Below are 25,981 nucleotides of genomic sequence, written 5' to 3'. Positions count from 1 at the left end.
CACAGTAACAAACCGCATGTTTTTTTAACATCCCCGCCTCTGTAACCGGGCGCGAGATGCCTGGTCATTTTTTGAAAGGCCACGGAGGCTGTTATGCTCAGTATCTTCAAACCTGCGCCGCATCGGGCGCGACTGCCAGAGGCAGAGATCGATCCTCTCTACCGCCGTCTGCGTTGGCAAATCTTCCTCGGGATCTTCTTCGGGTATGCGGCGTACTATCTTGTACGTAAAAACTTTGCGCTCGCCATGCCGTATCTGGTGGAGCAGGGCTTCTCTCGCGGCGACCTGGGCTTCGCGCTGTCGGGGATCTCCATCGCCTACGGTTTTTCTAAATTCATCATGGGTTCCGTGTCGGACCGCTCGAATCCGCGCGTGTTCCTGCCCGCCGGTCTGATCCTCGCGGCAGCGGTCATGCTGTTCATGGGCTTTGTGCCGTGGGCGACGTCCAGCATTGCCATCATGTTCGTGCTGCTGTTCCTCTGCGGCTGGTTCCAGGGGATGGGGTGGCCGCCGTGCGGACGTACCATGGTGCACTGGTGGTCGCAGAAGGAGCGTGGCGGCATTGTGTCGGTGTGGAACTGCGCGCATAACGTCGGGGGCGGGCTTCCACCTCTGCTGTTCCTGCTGGGGATGGCCTGGTTCAACGACTGGCACGCGGCGCTCTACATGCCTGCCTTTGGTGCTATTCTGGTGGCGATTATTGCCTTCGCCCTGATGCGCGACACGCCGCAGTCCTGCGGGCTGCCGCCAATCGAAGAGTACAAAAACGACTATCCGGATGACTACAGCGAGAAGCACGAAGAAGAGCTGACCGCGAAACAGATCTTCATGAAGTACGTGCTGCCGAACAAGCTGCTGTGGTACATCGCGGTGGCGAACGTGTTCGTATACCTGCTGCGCTACGGCATCCTTGACTGGTCCCCGACCTACCTGAAAGAGGTGAAGCATTTCGCGCTGGATAAATCCTCCTGGGCGTACTTCCTGTATGAATACGCCGGGATCCCGGGCACGCTGATTTGCGGCTGGATGTCGGACAAAGTGTTTAAAGGCAACCGCGGCGCAACGGGCGTGTTCTTTATGACCCTGGTGACCATCGCGACTGTCGTTTACTGGCTTAACCCGCCGGGTAACCCATCAGTAGACATGGCCTGTATGATCGTTATCGGCTTCCTGATCTACGGCCCGGTGATGCTGATCGGTCTGCACGCGCTTGAGCTGGCGCCGAAAAAAGCGGCGGGCACGGCGGCAGGCTTTACCGGTCTGTTTGGCTACCTCGGCGGTTCCGTCGCGGCGAGCGCTATCGTGGGCTACACCGTTGACTTCTTCGGCTGGGACGGCGGCTTTATGGTGATGATCGGCGGCAGCGTGCTGGCGGTTCTGCTGCTGGTTGTTGTGATGATCGGCGAGAAACGTCACCACGCGGAAGTGCTGGCGCGTCGTCAATAAGGAGCATTGCGATGAAATTAACTCCATTAACCACCGGCCTGCTGCTGGCAGGCCTGATAACAGGCTCTGCCCTGGCGGCGGATAAAATCGTTATCGCCCACCGCGGTGCCAGCGGCTACCTGCCGGAGCATACGCTGCCGGCGAAAGCGATGGCCTATGCGCAGGGGGCGGATTACCTGGAGCAGGATCTGGTGATGACGAAGGACGACCAGCTGGTCGTCCTGCATGACCACTATCTTGACCGCGTCACGGACGTGGCGGAGCGTTTCCCGGACCGCGCGCGCAAAGACGGTCGTTACTACGCCATCGACTTTACCCTGGATGAAATTCGCTCTCTGAAGTTTACCGAAGGCTTTGAGATTGAAAACGGCAAGAAGGTGCAGGTCTACCCGGGACGCTTCCCGATGGGCAAATCTGACTTCCGGATCCATACCTTCCAGGAAGAGATTGAGTTTGTTCAGGGGCTCAACCACTCGACCGGTAAAAACATCGGTATCTACCCGGAAATCAAAGCGCCGTGGTTCCACCATCAGGAAGGAAAGGACATTGCCGCGAAGACGCTGGAGGTGCTGAAACAGTACGGCTACACCAGCAAGAAGGACAAAGTTTACCTGCAGTGTTTTGACGCCGCCGAGCTGAAGCGCATCAAAACCGAGCTGGAGCCGAAGATGGGGATGGATCTCAATCTGGTGCAGCTGATTGCCTACACCGACTGGAATGAAACCCAGGAGAAACAGCCGGACGGGAAGTGGGTGAACTACAGCTACGACTGGATGTTCAAGCCGGGCGCGATGAAGCAGATTGCGCGGTACGCTGACGGCATCGGGCCGGATTATCACATGCTGGTGGCGGAAGGCTCAACGCCTGGCCACGTGAAGCTGACGGCGATGGTGAAAGAGGCGCACGCCAGCAAGATGCAGGTGCATCCGTACACGGTGCGTGCCGACCAGCTGCCGCCATATGCCACCGATGTGAATCAGCTTTACGAGGTGTTGTATAAGCAGGCGGACGTGGACGGGCTGTTTACGGATTTCCCGGATAAAGCGGTGACGTTCTTAAAATAGAAAAAGGGCCGTAAGGCCCTTTTTTACATCTCGATCTCAATATCGCCTTTTGCCCGGCAGCAGCAGGGCAAAATTTCCCCTTCACTGATAAAGGCCAGCGGTTCGGTCAGCCAGTCCACCTGGCCTGCGACCAGACGGCAGCGGCAGGAGCCGCAATAGCCTTCACGACACTGGTACTCTACCTCCACCTGATGCGCTTCAAGCGCCACCAGCAGGGACGGGTGCTCTTCCTGGCACAGCACTTCGGTGCCAGAAAGGCTCAGCGTTACGCGCGTCATCAGAGCTGGAAGTCGCTCAGGTCGTCGGTGTTGACTTCAGAATCAATCTGACCGACCAGATAAGAGCTCACTTCCACTTCCTGCGGCGCAACCTGCACGTTATCGGATACCAGCCAGGTGTTGATCCACGGAATCGGGTTAGAGCGCGTCTGGAACGGCAGGTCCAGACCAACCGCCTGCATGCGGATGTTGGTGATGTACTCCACGTACTGGCACAGAATATCTTTGTTCAGGCCAATCATGGAGCCGTCGCGGAACAGGTAGTCTGCCCACTCTTTCTCCTGCTGAGCCGCCAGCACGAACAGGTCGTAGCACTCCTGCTTGCACTCTTCGGCGATTTCCGCCATCTCCGGGTCGTCCGTACCGCTGCGCAGCAGGTTCAGCATGTGCTGGGTGCCGGTCAGGTGCAGGGCTTCGTCACGAGCGATCAGACGGATGATTTTGGCGTTGCCTTCCATCAGCTTGCGCTCGGCAAAGGCGAAGGAGCAGGCGAAGCTCACATAGAAGCGGATCGCTTCCAGGGCGTTAACGCTCATCAGGCAGAGGTACAGCTGCTTTTTCAGCGCGCGCAGGTTCACGGTAACGGTTTTGCCGTTCACGCTGTGGGTGCCTTCGCCCAGCAGATGCCAGTAGCTGGTCATCTCGATCAGCTCGTCGTAGTAGTGCGCAATGCCTTCCGCGCGCTTCTGGATCTGCTCGTTAGTGACGATATCGTCAAACACCACCGCCGGATCGTTCACGATGTTGCGGATGATGTGGGTATAAGAGCGGGAGTGGATCGTCTCGGAGAACGCCCAGGTTTCCACCCAGGTTTCCAGCTCAGGAATCGAGATCAGCGGCAACAGTGCCACGTTCGGGCTACGGCCCTGAATGGAGTCCAGCAGCGTCTGGTACTTCAGATTGCTGATGAAGATATGCTTTTCGTGATCCGGCAGCGACTGGTAATCAATACGGTCGCGGGAAACGTCAACTTCTTCCGGACGCCAGAAGAAGGAGAGTTGCTTTTCAATCAGCTTTTCGAAGATGTCATATTTTTGCTGATCGTAGCGTGCCACGTTGACCGGCTGGCCGAAGAACATTGGCTCTTTGAGCTGGTCGTTTTTCGTCTGTGAAAAGGTGGTATATGCCATGAGTGTGTCCTGTCTTACGAAATAAAGGCGGGGATATCCCCGCCCTTCATTAGATCTTACATGCGCCGCTTTCGCAGCCATCGTCCTGAATTGACGGTACCAGGTCGTCCTGCGCGTCTTCTGCACCGTCACGAGTGTTGTGATAGTAGAGCGTTTTCACGCCAAATTTGTAGGCGGTCAGCAGGTCTTTCAACAGCTGCTGCATCGGTACCTTGCCGGACGGGAAGCGCGTCGGGTCGTAGTTAGTATTGGCAGAGATCGACTGGTCGATAAACTTCTGCATGATACCCACCAGCTGCAGGTAGCCGTCGTTGTTTGGCATCTCCCACAGCAGTTCGTAGTTGTTGCCCAGCGTTTCGTAATCCGGCACCACCTGACGCAGCACGCCGTCTTTCGACGCTTTAATGCTGACGTGGCCGCGCGGTGGCTCAATACCGTTGGTGGCGTTGGAGATCTGCGAAGAGGTCTCGGACGGCATCAGGGCAGAGAGCGTGGAGTTACGCAGGCCGTGCGTTTTGATGGACTCGCGCAGGCCTTCCCAGTCCAGGTGCAGCGGCTCGCTGACGATCGCATCCAGGTCTTTCTTATAGGTGTCGATCGGCAGAATGCCTTTTGCATAGGTGGTTTCGTTGAACCACGGGCACGCGCCTTGCTCTTTCGCCAGCTCGTTAGAGGCTTTCATCAGGTAGTACTGAATCGCTTCGAACGTCTGGTGCGTCAGGTTGTTAGCGCTGCCGTCGGAGTAACGCTTGCCGTTTTTCGCCAGCCAGTAGGCGAAGTTGATCACGCCGATACCCAGGGTACGACGGCCCATTGCGCCGCGTTTAGCGGCCGGGATTGGGTAATCCTGGTAGTCCAGCAGGGCATCCAGCGCACGTACCGCCAGCACGGCCAGCTCTTCCAGCTCGTCCGGGCTCTTAATCGCACCCAGGTTGAACGCGGAGAGCGTACACAGGGCGATTTCGCCGTTTTCGTCGTTCACGTCTTCCAGCGGTTTGGTCGGCAGGGCGATCTCCAGGCACAGGTTAGACTGGCGCACTGGCGCAACCGCCGGATCAAACGGGCTGTGGGTATTGCAGTGGTCAACGTTCTGGATGTAGATACGGCCGGTAGAGGCGCGCTCCTGCATCATCAGGGAGAACAGGTCTACCGCCTTCAGGCGCTGTTTACGGATGCTGTCGTCTTTTTCATATTTGGTGTACAGACGCTCGAACTCGTCCTGATCGGCGAAGAACGCGTCGTACAGGCCCGGGACGTCGGACGGGCTGAACAGGGTGATGTCTTCCCCTTTCAGCAGACGGGTGTACATCAGCTTGTTGATCTGCACGCCGTAGTCCATGTGACGCACGCGGTTGCCTTCCACGCCGCGGTTGTTTTTCAGTACCAGCAGGCTTTCCACTTCCAGGTGCCACATTGGGTAGAACAGGGTCGCTGCGCCGCCGCGCACGCCGCCCTGAGAGCAGGATTTTACCGCCGTCTGGAAGTGCTTATAGAACGGGATACAGCCGGTGTGGAACGCTTCACCGCCGCGAATCGGGCTGCCCAGCGCGCGGATGCGACCGGCGTTGATGCCGATACCGGCACGCTGGGAGACGTATTTCACGATGGCGCTGGAGGTGGCGTTGATGGAATCCAGGCTGTCACCACACTCGATCAGTACGCAGGAGCTGAACTGACGGGTAGGGGTGCGCACGCCAGACATGATCGGCGTTGGCAGAGAAATTTTGAACGTCGATACCGCATCGTAGAAACGCTTCACGTAGTCCAGACGGGTGTCGCGCGGGTAGTTTGAGAACAGGCAGGCAGCCACCAGAATATAGAGGAACTGGGCGCTTTCGTAGATCTCACCGGTCACACGGTTCTGAACCAGGTATTTGCCTTCGAGCTGCTTCACCGCCGCGTAGGAGAAGTTCATGTCGCGCCAGTGATCGATAAACCCGTTCATCTGCTCGAACTCTTCTTCCGTATAGTCTTCCAGCAGATGCGTGTCGTATTTGCCCAGCTCAACCATTTTCACCACGTGATCGTAAAGCTTCGGCGGCTCGAACTGGCCGTAGGCTTTCTTACGCAGGTGGAAAATCGCCAGACGCGCAGCGAGGTACTGATAATCCGGTGCGTCGCGGGAGATCAGATCCGCCGCTGCTTTGATAATGGTTTCGTGGATATCAGACGTTTTGATGCCGTCGTAGAACTGAATGTGAGAACGCAGTTCAACCTGGGATATAGATACGTTATTCAGTCCTTCTGCTGCCCAGTCGAGAACTCGATGGATTTTGTCCAGATTGATACGCTCGGTAGTACCGTCGCGCTTTGTCACCAGCAGACTCTGATTCATGTGGGTTTTACCTGTCCGTGAAATAAAAAATATCCCCCGCTTATCCACAGATCCGTCTTGTGACTAACTCTGTGGATAAATACTACATATAGGGGGTTTGCGATAAGAAAAACGCTATATGGTGAGTATTCTAGTATCGAATCTTTTCAGCACAAGGGTTGATTTTGAGGTTAAATTGAGGTTGTGAAAGGGTAAAAAAGCGTAAGTCCTCGTACCGTAAGGCCTGGAAGAGATGTCAATAATTTAGAAAAAAAATTCAAAATTTGATCGAGTGCTGATTTCTTCAACGGGAGGTCAGAATTGCGCAACATGATGTCGCGCAATCATTATAAGAATAACGGATGACGTTAGTCGTTTTTGGCGGTTGTATGCAACATATAGTTAACATCCACGCCCGGGGCAAGTTTGAATTTATCCGTTAGCGGGTTGTAGTGCAGGCCCGTGATGTGCTGCTCCTTAAGCCACGTCTGGTCAACCCAGCCCAGCAGTTCGGCAGGCTTGATAAACTTCTTCACGTCGTGCGTCCCTTTCGGCACCATGCGCAGCACATATTCTGCGCCGACCACGGCCATCAGCCAGGCTTTACCGTTGCGGTTAATTGTCGAGAAGAAGACCTGGCCGCCCGGCTTCACCAGTTTTGCACAGGCGTTTACCACGGACTGCGGATCCGGAACGTGCTCCAGCATCTCCATGCAGGTCACCACATCGTACTGGTGGGCATGTTTTGCCGCGTGCTCTTCCACGGTTTCCTGCACATATTCCACCTGTATACCGGACTCCAGCGCATGAAGACGGGCAACCTGTAGAGGCTCGAAGCCCATGTCCAGGCCGGTGACGGTGGCCCCTTCGCGCGCCATGCTCTCCGCCAGGATGCCGCCGCCGCAGCCGACGTCGAGCACTTTCTTACCGAACAGACCGCCGGAACGCTCCGCGATATAGCCCAGACGCAGCGGGTTAATGCGATGCAGCGGTTTGAACTCACCTTCGAGATCCCACCAGCGGGACGCCACCGCTTCAAATTTGGCAATCTCTTCGTGGTCAACGTTGTGTGCCACCGGGGATTTTTCGGCATTCATGGGCGCTTTTACTCCTTATTTAGCAAGACAAATGAGTATATCAGGCAATCCCTGTGAATAAAGCGTATAGGTTTACCTGTATCACCGCGGCTGTGTTATAATTTGCGACCTTTGAATCCGGGATACAGTAGAGGGATAGCGGTTAGATGAGCGACCTTGCGAGAGAAATTACACCGGTTAACATCGAGGAAGAGCTGAAAAGCTCCTATCTGGACTATGCGATGTCGGTCATTGTTGGCCGTGCGCTGCCGGACGTCCGCGATGGCCTGAAGCCGGTACACCGTCGCGTACTATACGCCATGAACGTATTGGGCAATGACTGGAATAAAGCCTACAAAAAATCTGCCCGTGTCGTTGGTGACGTAATCGGTAAATACCATCCCCATGGTGATTCCGCGGTGTACGACACCATTGTCCGTATGGCGCAGCCGTTCTCGCTGCGTTACATGCTGGTAGATGGTCAGGGTAACTTTGGTTCTATCGACGGCGACTCCGCCGCGGCAATGCGTTATACGGAAATCCGTCTGGCGAAGATTGCCCATGAGCTGATGGCCGACCTGGAAAAAGAGACGGTTGATTTCGTTGATAACTACGACGGCACGGAAAAAATTCCTGACGTTATGCCAACGAAGATCCCTAACCTGCTGGTGAACGGCTCGTCCGGTATCGCCGTGGGTATGGCGACCAACATTCCGCCGCACAACATCACGGAAGTGATCAACGGCTGCCTGGCCTATATCGACGATGAAGACATCAGCATTGAAGGGCTGATGGAACACATCCCGGGCCCGGACTTCCCGACGGCGGCGATCATCAACGGTCGTCGCGGCATTGAAGAAGCGTACCGCACCGGTCGCGGCAAGATTTACATCCGTGCCCGCGCCGAAGTGGAAGCGGACGCCAAAACCGGCCGTGAAACTATCATTGTTCACGAGATCCCGTATCAGGTGAACAAAGCGCGTCTGATTGAAAAAATCGCCGAGCTGGTAAAAGAGAAACGCGTTGAAGGCATCAGCGCGCTGCGTGACGAGTCTGACAAAGACGGTATGCGCATCGTGATTGAAATCAAGCGCGACGCGGTGGGTGAGGTTGTGCTGAACAACCTGTACTCCCAGACTCAGCTTCAGGTCTCCTTCGGTATCAACATGGTTGCGCTGCACCATGGTCAGCCGAAGATCATGAACCTGAAAGAGATCCTGAGCGCGTTCGTGCGTCACCGCCGCGAAGTGGTGACCCGTCGTACCATATTCGAACTGCGCAAAGCGCGCGATCGCGCTCATATCCTTGAAGCGCTGGCGGTTGCGCTGGCGAACATCGACCCGATCATCGAGCTGATCCGCCGTGCGCCGACGCCGGCAGAAGCGAAAGCGTCGCTGGTTGCGCGTCCGTGGGATCTGGGCAACGTGGCGGCGATGCTGGAACGTGCGGGCGACGACGCCGCGCGTCCTGAGTGGCTCGAGCCTGAATTCGGCGTGCGTGACGGTCAGTACTACCTGACTGAACAGCAGGCCCAGGCGATTCTGGATCTGCGCCTGCAGAAGCTGACCGGCCTTGAGCATGAAAAACTGCTCGACGAGTACAAAGAGCTGCTGGAGCAAATTGCTGAGCTGCTGCACATCCTGGGTAGCGCCGAGCGCCTGATGGAAGTGATCCGCGAAGAGCTGGAACTGGTCCGCGATCAGTTCGGCGACGAGCGCCGCACCGAAATCACCGCGAACAGCTCTGATATCAACATTGAAGATCTGATCAACCGCGAAGACGTGGTAGTGACCCTGTCTCACCAGGGCTACGTGAAGTATCAGCCTCTGACCGACTACGAAGCACAGCGTCGTGGCGGTAAAGGTAAATCTGCGGCACGTATTAAAGAAGAAGACTTCATTGACCGTCTGCTGGTGGCTAACACCCACGATACGATCCTCTGCTTCTCCAGCCGTGGCCGTCTGTACTGGATGAAGGTCTATCAGCTGCCGGAAGCGAGCCGCGGTGCGCGCGGTCGTCCAATCGTCAACCTGCTGCCGCTGGAAGCGAACGAACGTATCACCGCCATCCTGCCGGTACGCGAGTACGAAGAGGGCGTGAACGTCTTTATGGCGACCGCCAGCGGTACCGTGAAGAAAACCGCGCTGACCGAGTTCAGCCGTCCGCGTTCTGCCGGTATTATTGCGGTAAACCTGAACGAAGGCGACGAGCTGATCGGTGTGGATCTGACCTCCGGTTCTGATGAAGTGATGCTGTTCTCTGCGGCCGGTAAAGTGGTGCGCTTCAAAGAGAACGCCGTGCGCGCAATGGGTCGTACGGCGACCGGCGTGCGCGGTATTAAGCTGGCGGGTGAAGACTCCGTTGTTTCCCTGATCGTTCCACGTGGCGAAGGCGCAATCCTGACCGTCACCCAGAACGGCTACGGTAAACGTACGGCGGAAAGCGAATACCCGACCAAGTCACGCGGCACGCAGGGCGTTATCTCCATCAAGGTTACCGAGCGCAACGGTTCTGTTGTGGGCGCGGTGCAGGTGGACGATGCCGACCAGATTATGATGATCACCGATGCCGGTACGCTGGTGCGTACGCGCGTATCCGAGATCAGCGTGGTGGGCCGTAACACCCAGGGCGTTATCCTCATCCGTACGGCGGAAGATGAAAACGTGGTCGGTCTGCAGCGCGTTGCTGAGCCGGTGGACGACGAAGAGCTCGATTCCATCGACGGCAGCGTCGCGGAAGGTGATGATGAAATCGCACCGGAAGCAGAGAGCGACGACGACGCAGCGGATGACGCTGACGAGTAATCTCTTCTGACGCATAAAGGGCCGGATTCCGGCCCTTTTCTTTTGCAGATGCAGATACGTGAACGTTGCGACAAGCCGCGTTTACCGCTACCTTAACCACATTCTTTTGACCCCGACGGCGGAGCCTCGCCCCTTTGAAATACCTCGTCTCCTTTCGTACCACGCTGAAAGTTTCTCGCTATCTGTTCCGGGCGCTGGCGCTCCTGCTTTGGCTGCTGGTGGCCTTGCTGTCGGTGTTTTACATCGTCAATGCGCTGAACCAGAAAGAAGCGGAGATCCGCCAGGAGTTTAATTTAAGCTCCGATCAGGCCCAGCGCTACATTCAGCGAACGTCTGACGTGATGAAGGAGCTGAAGTATATTGCCGAAAATCGGCTGACGGCAGAAAACGGTATTCTTGCCCTGCGCGGGCGCAATGATAAAACCGAAGTACCGGACTTCCAGCCGCTGTTCCCGGACTCGGATTGCTCCACCATGAGCAGCACCTGGCGCGGGTCGCTGGAATCCCTCGCCTGGTTTATGCGCTACTGGCGCGACAACTTCTCCGCCGCCTACGACCTTAACCGCGTATTCCTGATTGGCAGTGAAAACCTCTGCATGGCTGACTTTGGCCTGCGCGATGTGCCCGTCGAGCGCGATGATGCGCTGAAAAGCCTGCACGAGCGTATTGTGAAATATCGCAATGCGCCGCAGGACGAGCGCGGGAACAACATTTTCTGGATTAGCCAGGGGCCGCGCATGGGCGTGGGCTATTTCTACGCGCTGACGCCGGTCTACCTGGGCAATCGCCTGCAGGCGCTGCTGGGGATTGAACAGACCATCCGCATGGAAAACTTCTTCACGCCGGGCAGCCTGCCGATGGGCGTGACCATTCTGGATGAAAACGGGCATCAGCTGATCTCACTCGCCGGGCCGGATAAAAGTTTGAACGTCGATCCGCACTGGATGCAGGAACGCTCATGGTTTGGCTACACCTCCGGCTTCCGCGAGCTGGTGCTGAAAAAAAGCCTGCCGCCATCGTCGCTGAGCATTGTTTACTCGCTGCCGGTGGATATGGTCCTTGAGCGGATACGCATTCTTATTATGAATGCGATCCTGCTGAACCTGCTGGTGGGCGGGGCGCTGTTTACGCTGGCGCGCATGTATGAGCGGAGAATCTTTATTCCCGCCGAAAGTGACGCCCAGCGTCTGGAGGAGCACGAGCAGTTCAACCGCAAGATTGTCGCCTCGGCTCCGGTGGGGATCTGCATTCTTCGTACCCAGGACGGGACCAACATCCTGAGTAACGAGCTGGCGCACAACTACCTGAACATGCTGACGCACGAGGACCGGCAAAGGCTGACGCAAATCATCTGCGGCCAGCAGGTGAACTTTGTCGACGTGCTCACCAGCACCCACACTAACCTGCAGATCAGCTTTGTTCATTCCCGCTATCGCAATGAAAACGTAGCGATTTGCGTGCTGGTGGATGTCTCCGCGCGCGTGAAGATGGAAGAGTCGCTGCAGGAGATGGCGCAGGCCGCGGAGCAGGCCAGCCAGTCGAAATCCATGTTCCTGGCTACCGTCAGTCACGAGCTACGTACGCCGCTGTACGGGATTATCGGTAACCTCGATCTGCTGCAGACGAAGGAATTGCCGAAAGGCGTCGACCGGCTGGTAACGGCGATGAACAACTCCTCCAGCCTGCTGCTGAAGATCATCAGCGATATTCTCGACTTCTCTAAAATTGAGTCTGAGCAGCTGAAAATTGAGCCGCGCGAGTTTTCGCCGCGTGAGGTCATGAACCACATCAGCGCCAACTATCTGCCGCTGGTGGTGCGTAAACAGCTGGGGCTCTACTGCTTCATCGAACCGCACGTGCCGCTGACGCTGCACGGCGACCCGATGCGCCTGCAGCAGGTCATCTCTAACCTGCTCAGCAATGCCATCAAATTCACCGATATCGGCTGCATTGTGCTACACGTCTGCCGGGCGGGAGATTATCTCAGCATCCGCGTGCGCGACACGGGGGTGGGCATACCGGCCAAGGAGGTGGTGCGTCTGTTCGATCCGTTCTTCCAGGTCGGCACCGGCGTGCAGCGTAACTTCCAGGGCACCGGTCTGGGGCTGGCGATTTGCGAGAAGCTCGTCAGCATGATGGACGGCGACATTTCCGTGGATACCGAGCCCGGCATGGGCAGCCAGTTCACCATCCGCATTCCGCTCTATTCCGCGCAGTATCCGGCAAAAACCACGGTTGACGGGCTGAACGATAAGCGCTGCTGGCTGGCGGTCAATAATGCCTCGCTGAATGACTATCTGACGGCGCTGCTCGCCCATAGCGGCGTGAGGGTCTGCCGCTATGAAGGTCAGACGCCGGACGTGGACGATGTGCTCATCGCCGACGAGATGCCGGAACAGCCGTGGCAGGGGAGAGGAACGGTGCTCTTCTGCCGTCGCCACATTGGCATACCGGTTGAACGTGCGCCGGGGGAATGGGTGCACAGCGTCGCAACGCCGCATGAGCTGTTGAGCCTGCTGGCCCGTATCTATAAAGTCGAGCTGGAAGAGAACGACGGTGCAGTCGCGCTGCCGTCATCGGAAGGTCTGGCGTCAGTGAATGACGATATGATGATTCTGGTGGTGGATGACCATCCGATTAACCGCCGCCTGCTGGCTGACCAGCTCGGATCGCTGGGCTACCAGTGCAAAACCGCCAATGACGGCGTGGATGCGCTGAATGTGCTGAGTAAAAATCATATTGATATCGTGCTGAGCGACGTCAACATGCCTAACATGGACGGCTACCGGCTGACGCAGCGCATCCGACAGCTTGGCCTGACGCTGCCGGTCGTGGGCGTGACGGCGAACGCGCTGGCGGAAGAGAAACAGCGCTGTCTGGAGTCGGGCATGGACAGCTGCCTGTCGAAACCGGTGACGCTGGACGTGCTCAAACAAACGCTGTCTGTTTATGCGGATCGCGTGAGAAAAACCAGAATATAAAAAAGGCCCGTAAGGGCCTTTTTTATTTGCCCGGCGGCGCTGCGCTTGCGAGTGCCTACGGGTTCTGTAGGCCGGGTAAGCGTGAGCGCCATCCGGCATTTACAGTGGGGGATCAATCCTTATCCGATGCGCTCAGCGTAACGGAGGAGAGATAGTTCAACAGGGCAATATCGTTGTCCACGCCCAGCTTCATCATTGCTGATTTTTTCTGGCTGCTAATGGTTTTAATGCTGCGGTTCAGCTTCTTGGCAATCTCGGTCACCAGGAAACCTTCGGCGAACAGGCGCAGAACTTCGCTCTCTTTCGGCGACAGGCGTTTGTCACCGTAGCCACCCGCGCTGATTTTTTCCAGCAGACGAGAGACGCTCTCAGGCGTGAACTTCTTGCCTTTCTGCAGCGCAGCCAGCGCTTTTGGCAGATCGGTCGGGGCGCCTTGCTTCAGCACAATTCCTTCGATATCCAGATCCAGCACGGCGCTCAGGATCGCCGGGTTGTTGTTCATGGTCAGAACAATAATCGAGATGTCAGGGAAGTGACGTTTAATATATTTGATGAGCGTGATCCCATCACCGTATTTGTCTCCAGGCATAGAGAGATCGGTAATGAGCACGTGCGCATCAAGCTTTGGGAGGTTATTGATCAGTGCTGTAGAGTCTTCAAATTCACCGACTACATTCACCCACTCGATCTGTTCAAGTGATTTGCGAATACCGAACAGTACAATCGGATGGTCATCGGCAATAATTACGTTCATATTGTTCATGTATAAGGCTACCTTGCTACAGCAAGCTTTTGACGTAGGCGTCAATGTCGCTGATGTATTTTTCAATGCCAGAGGCATCTTTCTCACGAATTAGATGTTCCAGCGTTTCACATAACTGCTTGCCGGGAACCAGATTAAGCATGGCAAACACCCCTTTAAGCCGGTGTGCTGTCTGTGCCAGCGCTGCAAAATCATTCGCAGCGGACTCAGTATACAACCGCTTCACATCATCTGGTACTGTATCAACAAAGAGGGAATAGTATCCGCTGGCGTGAAGCTCGGCATTTTCATTACCGCCTAACGGGGATTCCGTTATCTCTTCCTGCGCCAGCTGCTCTTCTATTAGTTGTAGTACAGCTTCCTGCATCGCATTGCTTATATTAAAGTTGACGCGCAGCTGGCCAGGGCCGATTTTCCGCACGCGTGACTCATCATCGCTTAAAAGCAAGCCCGAGGCAGTAAGATTAGACGGATTATCAGTTAAAAACAGATCAAATTCTTGACTTGCCAGCCTTTCATCCGGCGTGATGCAGGCCGCGCCCCAGTTTTCGAGCTGACGAACCACAATATTGCGGATCTCGTTTGAGGTTACATCCACCATCACCACGACGTCATCCAGCAGGCGTTCTTCATCTTCTTCCTGTGGATTGGCGGCCATTTTCACGTGCAGAGAGTAACGGGTGCCGAGCGATTCACGGGCCTTGATATTCAGATGGCCGCCGAGCTTACGCGCCAGCTGATCGCACAGCCAGAAGGTCAGGGCGTTAGCCTTGCCGTAATGATCGCTTTGCGTGTCATTCAGGAACGGGAAGTGCAGATTATCAATTTCACTCGCCGTCACGCCTTCCCCGGTGTCCAGAATGCGGAACGTCAGGCGATCTTCCGCCGACTCGTCGGTGCTCACTTCAAGGGTGATCTTGCCGATCTGCGTGGTGGTCACGGCGTACTGAATAATCATCAGCAGAATACGACGCAGCGCCTCGCGGTCGCCGTGACGTTCGTCATTGGCGGGTAAATGGTTGTTGATTAGCAGCTGCAGCCCTTTACGCTTAATTACGGGCAGGACTTCGGGAACCACTTCATCGATCAGATCCTGAATGGAGAAGAGAGAAGGGGTGCCTTTCCAGAAATCATTTTCCAGCATGTTTGCCAGCTGGATCTCATCCACCATGCGGACCAGCGAGTCGGCCTGGCAGGCGAGCTGGTGGCTTTCAGACGTGTTTAACGCCGCCGCCTGGGTCGCCAGCGTTTTTAACGGCTGCTTGAAGGCATCGCCAATATTCTGCATGAATGCCGCGCGCCCCTGCTGGTTCTTCTCATACAGCCTTTGCGCCTGCTTGAGCTTTTTATTCACCAGCACTTCGCGATCCTGATCGCGAATGATGAAGATTTGCGTACGCGGTGCCACCTGGCTGCGGAACTGACGGATCTCGTAAAGTTCATTGTTAATCGTGGCCTGAATAACCCCCTGGTGTTGATCCGCCATAGTGGTGATGTTCTGCAGGTTAAGGTGCGGCAGCAGATGGTCAGCAATTTTATTGCTCATCACCGTGCGATTCGATTCCTGATCGTGAACTAACACCCCTAGCGGCAGCACGGAGACAATCTCTTCATTGAGCGCGCGCAATACGCGCAGCTCGTTGGTGTTGCCCGCGGAGACCGCAGACGCGTCGCTCTGGCGTCCCGGCTGGAAGCGGAAGGTGCTGTAGCCAAACAGGGCCAGCGCCAGCAGGCCAATATTCAGCAGCAGCGGCAGCAGAATATTTTGCAGGGTATCAAGCAGCAGCGTGCCGAACGGTACCTGCCACACCAGACGCATGCCGGTTGAGTTCAGCGACGAGGCAATTTCAATTTTCGAGCCGTTAAAGGAGATGGTGACGCTCTCTGCGGCCTCTTTATCGGACGCCGCACGCATGTTCTGGGTGCTGCTGTCCGGCTCCAGACGGAAGCTGTCGAGCGGCATATCCGGCGGGATCAAATCATTAATGGGTAAATCGAAGGCCACGACCGTCGCCAGATGACCCGGCTGGTTAAAGGTGGTACGCAGGGTAAAATAGTGACCATTCTGCCAGGCAAGACGGCGCAGCGATGAGAAGCTCTCACGTTCATCAAGGGCGTTGGCCTGCTGCAGCATTTCTGCCCGGCGGGAGTCGACAATGCTGCCGACCGTCGTCTCTTTAAATCCGGAAGAGAGATCTTTCAACGGCAGCGTCGAGATCAGGATCATGCTGTTGTCCTGACCGTTCAGATAGTACATCGACCACGGCACCGTTTCGGCGCCCCAGAGGGTATCCAGGTAGGTCGAAATACGCTGCGTCATCTCAAGGGTCGCGCTGTCGTGAGAGCCAAAGATTAGCGCTTCAGTCTTACGCTGCGGTTTTTCGAGATAGTAGACATCCTGCTTCAGCCGCGTCTCCTGAAGTCCATCTCCGGATGAGCTGGCAGGCGCTGCCGCAATGTTGTCGTAAATCTGCCAGGTGGCGTAGCGCCAGGTATCAATGCGCTTGTGTACGGCGTGGGTAATATCCACCACCTGATAGCTCTTATCCTTCAGCCAGGCGTTAACCGCGCTCTGCACCATCACGCCCATTGTGACTAACAGCACCACGATCAAAAGAAGAAAGAAACGGGTGATGCTCCCGGGCAGAAGGGAGAATTTGCTTTGGGCGGTAGTTTCAGTCTGACTCATTGATATCTTTAACCCGTGATGGTCGTGCTCTGTGGCGATAGGGCAGTATAAAGGGTAATAACTGAATTTCCAGCGCCACTGTCCTTGAACAAGCGACTTTTTCGATGACCCGTGCGAGAGAGGAAGTACGCCTTAAATATGTACAAGTACATAATGCATGTACAAATAAAAAATGCATTTCGTCAGAAAATAGCACGAATTAACAAGAAATTAAGTTTTGAGCGAATTTTCCCGTTATGCACAGGGGCGAGCGTGAATTTAGTTAATAGTCGTTACAATTACGCGGCGGTAGCACAAAAAAGGAAAAGTTACGTAAAGAAGGGTAAAAAAAAACCGAATGCGACGCATCCGGTTGAATTAGGGATAAACAGACATTCAAAGCTGAATGACGGTAATAAATAAAGTTAATGATGATAGCGAGAGTTATTTTAGAGACTGGAGTCGATCTTGTTTTGTCATTCAGTGCGGTAACGTTTTTTATTTTAACTCTTTGATATGTATTGGGTCATTTTTCGTTTTGATTATAAGTGCTAAATTTCTAAGCTTTTTGTGCTTTGTAAAAGTTCCTTTTCATTTACATCTTGAAACATGTTGATGGATAAATGAAACATCTTCAAAGTTTTCGTATCATATTCGCATTGGATTATTCTGTAATTTTGCGGAGAATGAATTTGCCGACTGGTTAATGAGGGTTAACCAGTAAGCAGTGGCAATTATAAGGCATATAACAGAGGGTTAATAAAATGAAAGTTAAAGTACTGTCCCTCCTGGTACCAGCACTGCTGGTAGCAGGCGCAGCAAATGCGGCCGAAATTTATAACAAAGATGGCAACAAATTAGATCTGTACGGCAAAGTTGATGGTCTGCACTATTTCTCTGACGACAAGAGTGCTGACGGCGACCAGACCTACATGCGTCTTGGCTTCAAAGGCGAAACTCAGGTTAACGATCAGCTGACCGGTTACGGCCAGTGGGAATACCAGATCCAGGGCAACACGACTGAAAGCGACAACCAGTCCTGGACGCGTGTGGCGTTTGCCGGTCTGAAATTCGCTGAAGCGGGCTCTTTCGATTACGGTCGTAACTACGGCGTGATCTACGACGTAACTTCCTGGACTGACGTTCTGCCAGAATTTGGCGGCGATACCTACGGCTCAGACAACTTCCTGCAGTCTCGTGCTAACGGCGTGGCGACCTATCGTAACCAGGACTTCTTTGGTCTGGTGGATGGCCTGAACTTTGCGCTGCAGTATCAGGGTAAAAACGGTAGCGTAAGTGGTGAAAACGTCGGTGGACGCAGCCTGCTGAAACAGAACGGCGACGGCTACGGTGCATCCGTAACTTATAACCTGGGCGAAGGCTTCAGCGTGGGTGGTGCGATGTCCTCCTCCAAACGTACCGCTGACCAGAACGCACCGGGCGTTTACGGTAACGGCGATCATGCAGAAGTCTATTCTGGCGGCCTGAAATACGATGCCAACAACATCTACCTGGCTGCGCAGTACTCTCAGACCTACAACGCAACCCGCTTCGGTACCTCTAACGGCAGCAGCCCGACTACCGCTTACGGTTTTGCTAACAAAGCGCAGAACTTCGAAGTGGTTGCTCAGTACCAGTTCGATTTCGGCCTGCGTCCATCCGTGGCTTACCTGCAGTCCAAAGGTAAAGACATCGAAGGTTACGGCGATCAGGATCTGCTGAAATATGTTGATGTGGGTGCGACTTACTACTTCAACAAAAACATGTCCACCTACGTGGATTACAAAATCAACCTGGTTGATGAAAATGAGTTCACCCGTCAGGCCGGTATCGGCACTGATGATATCGTCGCGCTGGGTCTGGTTTACCAGTTCTAATCGCGTCATCGTGTGACTAAGGGGCCTGAAGGCCCCTTTTTTGTGCTTTTTTTTGGCCTCACAATGCAACCGTTTTGGTGTACTCTTGCCGCCCTGGCATGAGGATAATAATGAATGGACATGACTTTTTTACGCGCCAGCTTTCTGGCTATGCTTTTTTTCCTGACCGCGTGTGACGATTCCGCGCCCGTGGCGAAAACCGATGCACCCGCCGCGACGGTGCTCGAAGGCAAAACGATGGGCACCTTCTGGCGCGTCAGCGTGATGGGCCTGGATAAAACGCGCGCTGATGAACTTCGCGGTAAAATCCAGTCTCAGCTGGACGCCGACGACCAGCTGCTCTCAACCTATAAAAATGACTCGGCGCTGATGCGCTTTAATCTTTCCACCAGTACCTCCCTGTGGCCGGTGAGCGAAGCGATGGCCGATATCGTCACCGAATCAATGCGCGTGGGATATAAAACCAACGGCGCGATGGATGTCACCGTCGGGCCTCTGGTCAATCTCTGGGGATTTGGCCCGAACAAACAGCCGGATACCACACCCGATCAGGCGGCCATTGATGATGCCCGCGCCCGGACAGGGCTAAAGCATCTGACGGTGATCAACCAGTACGGCCAGCAGTATCTGCAGAAAGACATCCCCGATCTGTTTGTCGATCTGTCGACGGTAGGTGAAGGTTACGCGGCGGATCACCTTGCCGAGCTGATGACGCAGGAAGGGATATCGCGCTACCTGGTCTCCGTGGGCGGCGCGTTAGTCAGCCGGGGCATGAACGCCAGCGGTAAACCGTGGCGCGTGGCGATTCAAAAACCGACCGATCGGCAAAACGCCGTACAGGCCATTGTGGATATTAACGGGCACGGCATCAGCACTTCCGGGAGCTACCGTAACTATTACGAGCTCGACGGGAAGCGTATTTCGCACGTGATCGATCCGCTGACCGGACGTCCCATCACGCATAACCTGGTCTCGGTGACCGTGATTGCTCCCACTGCGCTGGAAGCCGACGCCTGGGATACCGGATTAATGGTTCTCGGCCCGGAAAAAGCCAAAGAGGTGGTTCGTCAGGAAGGACTGGCGGTTTATATGATCACTAAAGAGGGCGACGGGTTCAAAACCTGGAGCTCGCCGCAGTTCAACAGCTTCCTGGTGAGCGACAAAAATTAAAAAGCAAGGTTGCGGGTTTTTTATCACTGGCACTCGGGCACGCTAAAGGTATGCTTGTAAGAGGAGCTGATGATGAAAAATCCAACCTATATGAATGATGAGGATCGCTGGCAGGCCGTTCTGGCTCGCGATCCGCGCGCTGACGATCGGTTTGTCTTTGCCGTGCAGACGACGGGGATTTTCTGCCGCCCGTCATGCCGCGCCCGTCACGCGCTGCGTAAAAACGTCTGCTTTTATCCCGATGCCCAGCATGCCGTTCAGGCAGGGTTTCGCCCGTGTAAGCGCTGCATGCCGGACAAACGCGATCCGAATCAGCAAAAGCTGGCGAAAGTGGAGCACGCCTGTCGCCTTCTGGAGCAGGATCCCGCGCTGACGCTTGAAGGCCTGGCGCAGCAGGTCGCCATGAGTCCTTTCCATTTCCATCGGCTGTTTAAGTCTGTCACCGGGATGACCCCAAAATCCTGGCAGCAGGCGGCGCGGGGGCAGCGTCTGCGCGCGGCGCTTGCGCAGGGAAACAAAATTACCGATGCCGTGCTGGCGGCAGGTTTTCCCGACAGCAGCAGCTATTACCGCAAAGCCAACGATGCGCTGGGCATGACGGCGAAGCAGTACCGCAAAGGCGAGGTGGCGGTGCGTTACGCCATCGGCGACTGTTCGCTGGGACGCTGCCTGGTTGCGGAAAGCGAGCGGGGAATTTGCGCGATACTGCTGGGCGACAACGATACCAAACTGGCAGAAGAATTTGCGACGCTGTTTCCAAACGCGGAGCATGCCCCGCAGGAAGATGCCTTTGCCCAGCGTATCAGCCAGGTCATTGCCAGTATTGATAACCACACGGTGCCGCTGGCGCTGCCGCTGGATATACGCGGCACCGCGTTCCAGCAGCGGGTCTGGCAGGCCCTTCGTGACATCCCCTGCGGGGAAACGGCCAGCTATCAGCAGGTGGCGAAGGCGATTGGCCAGCCCAACGCGGTGCGTGCCGTCGCGGGTGCCTGTGCGGCAAACAGGCTGGCGATTGTGATCCCCTGTCACCGCGTGGTCCGCACCGACGGCGCGCTGTCGGGCTATCGCTGGGGGGCGGCGCGAAAAGCGCTATTACTGAAACGTGAGGCGAAACGCCGGGAGGGATAATGCTCGATCTTTTTGCGGATGCTGAACCGTGGCAGGAGCCGCTTGCGCCCGGGGCAGTGATCCTGCGCCGCTTTGCACTCTCCCGTGCGGCGGCATTGCTTGTCGGTATTGAAGAGGTCACGGCGGTTTCACCGTTTCGCCATATGGTGACGCCGGGCGGCTACACCATGTCGGTGGCCATGGCCAACTGCGGCGAACTGGGGTGGGCGACGAACGAACGTGGGTATGTGTATGCCCCGAACGATCCCACGACCGGCCGGCCGTGGCCTCCCATGCCTGCGGTGTTTCAGGCGCTTTGTCACGAGGCTGCCGTTGCAGCAGATTACCCTGACTTCCGGCCGGATGCCTGCCTGATTAACCGCTACGCCATCGGCGCGAAGCTCTCCCTGCATCAGGACAAGGATGAACCCGATCTGCGCGCGCCCATCGTCTCGGTATCGTTGGGTCTGCCCGCCGTCTTCCAGTTTGGCGGATTGCGCCGCAACGATCCGCTCAGGCGCATTATGCTGGAGCACGGCGACGTGGTGGTGTGGGGCAGGGAGTCACGGCTGTACTATCACGGCATTCAGCCCCTGAAGCCCGGGGTTCATCCCCTCACTGGCGAGTACCGCTATAATCTGACTTTCCGTCAGGCGGGATTGAACAAACAAAAATAAGAATTATTCTTGATGTCCGCTCAGGGCAGTTTACACTGCTGGCTGATTTTTATTGTCCGGATTGCCTGCATGCAACTACTTCTTCTTGTCTGGCGTCAGTACCGCTGGCCCTTCATTGCCGTAATGGCCTTAAGCCTTGCCAGCGCGGCGCTGGGTATTGGCCTGATCGCGTTTATAAACGTGCGGCTGATCGAAATGGTCGATACCTCACTCTCGGTTCTGCCGGAGTTTCTCGGCCTGCTGCTGCTGTTGATGGCGGTTACGCTCGGCTCTCAGCTGGCGCTGACCGCGCTTGGTCACCATTTCGTTTTCCGCCTGCGCAGCGAGTTCATCAAGCGGATCCTCGACACGCAGGTTGAGCGCGTGGAGCAGCTCGGCAGCGCCTCCCTGCTGGCGGGGCTGACCAGCGACGTGCGCGCGATTACCATCGCGTTTGTCCGCCTGCCGGAGCTGGTGCAGGGGATCATCCTGACCTTTGGCTCGGCGGCCTATCTCGCCTGGCTTTCGACCAAAATGCTGGCGGTGACCGCGGTGTGGATTGCCATCACCATCTGGGGCGGTTTCATGCTGGTGTCGCGCGTCTATAAACACATGGCGGTCCTGCGCGAAACGGAAGATAAGCTCTATAACGATTACCAGACGGTACTGGAAGGGCGCAAAGAGCTGACCCTCAACCGCGAGCGTGCCGAGCATATCTTCAATAACCTCTATGTCCCGGACGCGCGCGAATACCGGCACCACATTATTCGCGCCGATACCTTCCACCTGAGCGCGGTGAACTGGTCCAACATTATGATGCTGGGCGCCATTGGCCTGGTATTCTGGATGGCGAACAGCCTGGGCTGGGCGGACACCAACGTGGCGGCGACCTACTCGCTGACCCTGCTGTTCCTGCGTACGCCGCTGCTCTCGGCCGTCGGCGCATTGCCCACCTTGCTGAGCGCGCAGGTGGCGTTTAACAAGCTTAAGAAGTTCGATCTGGCGCCATTTAAGGCTGAATTCCCGCGCCCGCAGGCCTTTCCGAACTGGCAGACCCTGGAGCTGCGCGACGTGACGTTCCGCTATCAGGACAACGCCTTCTCCGTGGGACCAGTCAACCTGACGATTCACCGCGGCGAATTGCTGTTCCTCATCGGCGGCAACGGTAGCGGAAAATCCACGCTGGCGATGTTGCTCACCGGACTTTACCAGCCGCAGTCGGGCGAGATCCTGCTGGACGGTAAGGCGCTGAGCGCGGAGAAACCCGAGGATTACCGCAAGCTTTTCTCAGCGGTATTCACCGATGTCTGGCTGTTTGACCAGCTGCTTGGGCCGGAAGGGCAGCAGGCCAATCCGGCGCTGGTTGAGAAATGGCTTGCGCAGCTGCAGATGTCGCACAAGCTTGAACTCCAGGACGGCAAAATCCTGAACCTCAAGCTCTCTAAGGGGCAGAAGAAGCGCGTGGCGCTGCTGCTGGCGCTGGCGGAAGAGCGTGACATCATCCTGCTGGATGAATGGGCGGCGGATCAAGACCCGCACTTCCGCCGCGAGTTTTATCAGGTGCTGCTGCCGCTGATGCAGGAGATGGGCAAGACCATTTTCGCCATCAGCCACGACGATCATTACTTCATTCACGCCGACCGTCTGCTGGAGATGCGCGACGGCAGGCTGAGCGAGCTTACCGGCGACGAGCGCGATGCGGCGTCGCGTGACGCGGTGGCGCGCACGGCCTGATGCCCTCACCCTAACCCTCTCCCACAGGGAGAGGGGATAATCGTGGCCGTAATGCCGCTTTTTTCTCCATCCCGCCTCGCTGTTTATTCTTATTTACATATCCTCGCGCTATGCTTAGTCTCAACTCATTTAATGGATTTATGATTGATGTCGGTATTAAAGAAAAACAGCGCCAGGCAGCGTGATCAGGAACGTGCGCGACTCATCTGGCTTCTCACGACCGATAAAGCGGTCACGTCTACGCTATTAGGCAAACTGACCCTGGCTGAGCAATATGATGTCGGCACCTTAGCCGACGATATTGCTGAGGTAGGTGCGCTGGTTGCTCATTTACCGCCGCCGGATCTGGCGGATACCCTGGAAGCGCTTCCTTCGGAAGAGCGTCACGCCCTCTGGCGCCTGGTACAGGATCACGAGCGCGGCCAGGTTCTGCTTGAAGCCTCGGAAAACGTCTGGGATGACCTGATCGACGAGATGAGCGATCGGGATATCCTCGACGCCCTGCAAACCCTGGATATCGACGAGCAGATTTACCTTGTACAGCACCTGCCGCGTAACCTGACCGGCCGCCTGCTGGCCTCTCTGCCTGCCGATGAACGTGCGCGTGTGCGTCAGGTGATGCACTACGAGAAAAACAGCGTCGGCGCGATCATGGAGTTCGGCGTTATCACGGTACGTCCGGACGTCACGCTCGGTACCGTGCAGCGCTACCTGCGCCGCCTGGGCAAAATGCCGGACAACACCGATAAGCTGTTTGTCACCTCGCGGGATAAAACCCTGCTCGGCGAGCTGGAGCTGAAAACCATCCTGCTCAACAGCGCCCAGCAGCGGGTGAGCGAGGTGATGGAAAACGAGCCGATGGTCTTCTCCCCGGAAGACGATGCGGAAAAAGCGGCGCGTACCTTTGAACGTGATGACCTTGTGAGTGCGGCGGTCGTAGACTCCGTTGGCAAGCTGATGGGCCGTCTGACCATCGATGAAATCGTTGACGTGGTTTATGAAGAGACCGATAACGACCTGCGCGCGCTAGGCGGGATCAGCGCCGAAGATGACGTTCACGCCTCCGTCGGTAAGGCGGTAAAAACACGCTGGGCCTGGCTGGCTATTAACCTGTGTACTGCCTTCATCGCTTCTCGCGTGATTGACGGCTTTGAACACACCATCTCGCAGCTGGTGGCGCTGGCCTCGCTGATGCCGATTGTGGCCGGAATTGGCGGCAACACCGGAAACCAGACCATCACCATGATCGTCCGCGCGCTGGCGCTGGAAAATATTCAGCCCGGTAACTTCGCCTTTCTGATATTCAGGGAAATGGGCGTGGCGCTGATTAACGGCCTGGTATGGGGCGGCATTATGGGCGGCATCACGTGGTGGCTGTATGACGATATGGCCTTAGGCGGCGTGATGATGCTGGCGATGGTGCTGAATTTGCTGGTGGCATCGATGATGGGCGTCATTATCCCGCTGACGATGACCAAACTGGGGCGCGACCCCGCGGTGGGGTCGAGCGTGATGATCACCGCCATCACCGATACCGGCGGTTTCTTTATTTTTCTTGGGCTGGCAACGATTTTTCTGCTTTAACCCGACGCTTAATGCGGGCGGGGATCAGTGCCATGACGATAATCCCGCCCAGCACGCCAACCGCCAGGTTGCCGGTTGATACCGTGGCGGCTACCGTCACCAGCATCACCACCGTTTCGGCAATCGGGGCGTTTTTTATCGTGGCGGGCTGAAGGCTGTGCCAGCTGAAGGTTTTGACGGCAACAATCGCCATAATCCCCGCCAGCACCGCCATAGGGATTTTGGCCATCACTTCGCTGAGCGCCGTTACCAGGAGCAGCAGCACGATGCCCGCCGCAATGGTTGAAATGCGGCTTCGTCCTTTCCCCATCTCCACGTTAACGATGGTTTGTCCGATCATCGCGCAGCCCGCAATGCCACCGTAGAGCCCGGCCATGATATTCCCCACGCCCAGCCCGATGCTCTCGCGACGCTTGCTGGAAGGCGTAACCGTCAGTTCATCCACGAGTTTTGCCGTCAGCAGGGACTCCAGCAGACCGACGAAGGCAATACTCAACGCGCACGGCCAGATAATGTTCAGCGTCTGTAAATTAAGCGGCACCAGCAGCTCGGTAAATCCAGGCAGACCGCCAGTCATTGAGCCTTCATCACCGACAGTCGGCAGGATCTGACCGGTGGTGACGGTGAAAAGGGTTAACAGCACAATCGCAATCAGCGGGGAAGGGACGCTTTTAATATAGCGCGGCACCCACAGCACAATCAGCAGCGTCAGCACGAACAGGCCCACAATCAGCGGGCTTCGGCTCCAGAAATGCGGCACCTGAGCGAAGAAAATCAAAATGCCAAGGGCGTTAACAAATCCGGTCATCACCGACTGGGGAATAAAGCGCATCAGCCTTGCCATGCCCAGCACGCCAAACAGAATCTGGATCACGCCAGCCATCAGCACGGCGGGAAGAATGTATTGCACCCCGTGCTGATGCACCATCGGGCCAATCACCAGCGCTACGGAACCGGCCGCAGCCGTGACCATCGCCGGACGACCGCCCAGCACGGAGAGAGCAAGACACAGCACCACGGAGGCGATCAGGCTGACCTTCGGGTCAACGCCCGCCACCACGGAAAATGAGATCACTTCGGGGATCAGCGCCAGAGCGGTAATCACGCCCGCCAGCGTTTCACGCGCCAGTTGTTTAGGGGAGTGCAGCACGCTGGCTACACTGTCTTCAGGGGATACGGCAGAATGAGGTAAGGACATAACAGTTCGCTGGTTAGGGCAGGCTTCCGTGCGCGCGATCACAAAGTGCAGCATAGTAGCCATAAATTCCTCCTTATACCAGTTGCACGCCGCAATCCCCTACAAACAATCCATCATTAAATTTCACA

General features: G+C 56.2%; 17 protein-coding genes. 10 read left to right on the top strand and 7 right to left on the bottom strand.

The features are described 5' to 3' along the window. Window positions 1-93: 93 nt before the first annotated feature. Together glpT and glpQ are read left to right on the top strand one after the other, a co-directional pair. Window positions 94-1,446 (top strand): glycerol-3-phosphate transporter, encoded by a 1,353-nt coding sequence (glpT, locus tag HBA26_RS06705; RefSeq protein WP_028013908.1) that lies wholly within the window; start codon window positions 94-96, stop codon window positions 1,444-1,446. An 11-nt stretch (window positions 1,447-1,457) separates the two neighbouring features. Beyond that, the gene (gene glpQ / locus HBA26_RS06700; RefSeq protein WP_126345350.1) at window positions 1,458-2,510 is read left to right on the top strand and encodes a glycerophosphodiester phosphodiesterase; all 1,053 of its coding nucleotides are present in this window, start codon (window positions 1,458-1,460) and stop codon (window positions 2,508-2,510) included. A gap of 23 nt (window positions 2,511-2,533) precedes the next feature. Here glpQ and yfaE read toward each other — a convergent pair whose 3' ends face one another. From yfaE to ubiG, 4 genes are all read right to left on the bottom strand, one after another. Further along, entirely contained in the window at window positions 2,534-2,788 is a 255-nt protein-coding gene (gene yfaE / locus HBA26_RS06695) for a class I ribonucleotide reductase maintenance protein YfaE (RefSeq protein WP_010433414.1), read from the bottom strand. Then, a complete protein-coding gene (nrdB, locus tag HBA26_RS06690; protein ID WP_041908962.1) occupies window positions 2,788-3,918 on the bottom strand; it encodes a class Ia ribonucleoside-diphosphate reductase subunit beta in 1,131 nt (376 codons plus the stop codon). The genes yfaE and nrdB overlap by 1 nt, the downstream gene beginning before the upstream one ends. A gap of 49 nt (window positions 3,919-3,967) precedes the next feature. After that, complete coding sequence (gene nrdA / locus HBA26_RS06685) at window positions 3,968-6,253, bottom strand: class 1a ribonucleoside-diphosphate reductase subunit alpha (protein ID WP_166720829.1); 2,286 nt, start codon at window positions 6,251-6,253, stop codon at window positions 3,968-3,970. A 347-nt stretch (window positions 6,254-6,600) separates the two neighbouring features. Then, complete coding sequence (ubiG, locus tag HBA26_RS06680; RefSeq protein WP_020690665.1) at window positions 6,601-7,329, bottom strand: bifunctional 2-polyprenyl-6-hydroxyphenol methylase/3-demethylubiquinol 3-O-methyltransferase UbiG; 729 nt, start codon at window positions 7,327-7,329, stop codon at window positions 6,601-6,603. Window positions 7,330-7,475: 146 nt separating this feature from the next. Between ubiG and gyrA the strand changes: the two genes are divergently transcribed. Further along, window positions 7,476-10,112, top strand: a complete 2,637-nt coding sequence (gene gyrA / locus HBA26_RS06675; RefSeq protein ID WP_028013903.1) for a DNA topoisomerase (ATP-hydrolyzing) subunit A — start codon at window positions 7,476-7,478, stop codon at window positions 10,110-10,112. A gap of 134 nt (window positions 10,113-10,246) precedes the next feature. After that, on the top strand, window positions 10,247-13,093 hold the full coding sequence (gene rcsC / locus HBA26_RS06670; RefSeq protein ID WP_166720828.1) for a two-component system sensor histidine kinase RcsC: 2,847 nt from the start codon (window positions 10,247-10,249) through the stop codon (window positions 13,091-13,093). Window positions 13,094-13,205: 112 nt separating this feature from the next. On the opposite strand, the gene rcsB is transcribed toward rcsC, so the two are convergent. Beyond that, window positions 13,206-13,856 (bottom strand): response regulator transcription factor RcsB, encoded by a 651-nt coding sequence (gene rcsB / locus HBA26_RS06665; protein WP_006176468.1) that lies wholly within the window; start codon window positions 13,854-13,856, stop codon window positions 13,206-13,208. Window positions 13,857-13,872: 16 nt separating this feature from the next. Then, a complete protein-coding gene (gene rcsD / locus HBA26_RS06660; protein ID WP_028013900.1) occupies window positions 13,873-16,545 on the bottom strand; it encodes a phosphotransferase RcsD in 2,673 nt (890 codons plus the stop codon). 743 nt (window positions 16,546-17,288) lie between these two features. On the opposite strand from rcsD, the gene HBA26_RS06655 reads away from it, so the two are divergent. From HBA26_RS06655 to mgtE, 6 genes are all read left to right on the top strand, one after another. Continuing rightward, on the top strand, window positions 17,289-18,401 hold the full coding sequence (locus HBA26_RS06655) for a porin OmpC (RefSeq protein WP_028013899.1): 1,113 nt from the start codon (window positions 17,289-17,291) through the stop codon (window positions 18,399-18,401). Window positions 18,402-18,515: 114 nt separating this feature from the next. Further along, the gene (gene apbE, locus HBA26_RS06650) at window positions 18,516-19,571 is read left to right on the top strand and encodes an FAD:protein FMN transferase ApbE (protein ID WP_048958745.1); all 1,056 of its coding nucleotides are present in this window, start codon (window positions 18,516-18,518) and stop codon (window positions 19,569-19,571) included. A 72-nt stretch (window positions 19,572-19,643) separates the two neighbouring features. Beyond that, entirely contained in the window at window positions 19,644-20,702 is a 1,059-nt protein-coding gene (gene ada, locus HBA26_RS06645; protein WP_166720833.1) for a bifunctional DNA-binding transcriptional regulator/O6-methylguanine-DNA methyltransferase Ada, read from the top strand. Further along, window positions 20,702-21,358 (top strand): DNA oxidative demethylase AlkB, encoded by a 657-nt coding sequence (gene alkB, locus HBA26_RS06640; protein WP_126345349.1) that lies wholly within the window; start codon window positions 20,702-20,704, stop codon window positions 21,356-21,358. The genes ada and alkB overlap by 1 nt, the downstream gene beginning before the upstream one ends. Window positions 21,359-21,427: 69 nt before the next feature. Further along, window positions 21,428-23,071, top strand: a complete 1,644-nt coding sequence (locus HBA26_RS06635) for a multidrug ABC transporter permease/ATP-binding protein (RefSeq protein ID WP_063155068.1) — start codon at window positions 21,428-21,430, stop codon at window positions 23,069-23,071. A 147-nt stretch (window positions 23,072-23,218) separates the two neighbouring features. Further along, window positions 23,219-24,655 carry a magnesium transporter gene (mgtE, locus tag HBA26_RS06630; RefSeq protein ID WP_028013894.1) on the top strand — a complete coding sequence of 479 codons (1,437 nt, stop codon included), beginning with the start codon at window positions 23,219-23,221 and terminating at the stop codon, window positions 24,653-24,655. Here the strand turns inward: mgtE and HBA26_RS06625 are convergent. Beyond that, complete coding sequence (locus tag HBA26_RS06625) at window positions 24,618-25,907, bottom strand: SulP family inorganic anion transporter (RefSeq protein WP_028013893.1); 1,290 nt, start codon at window positions 25,905-25,907, stop codon at window positions 24,618-24,620. The two genes, mgtE and HBA26_RS06625, sit on opposite strands and share 38 nt — an antisense overlap. Window positions 25,908-25,981: the final 74 nt, after the last annotated feature.

Origin of the sequence: Enterobacter sp. 725m/11 (assembly GCF_011683705.1) — a bacterium.
In the GTDB taxonomy this organism is placed as follows: domain Bacteria; phylum Pseudomonadota; class Gammaproteobacteria; order Enterobacterales; family Enterobacteriaceae; genus Enterobacter; species Enterobacter bugandensis.
This window is presented reverse-complemented; position numbering and strand designations above follow the sequence as displayed.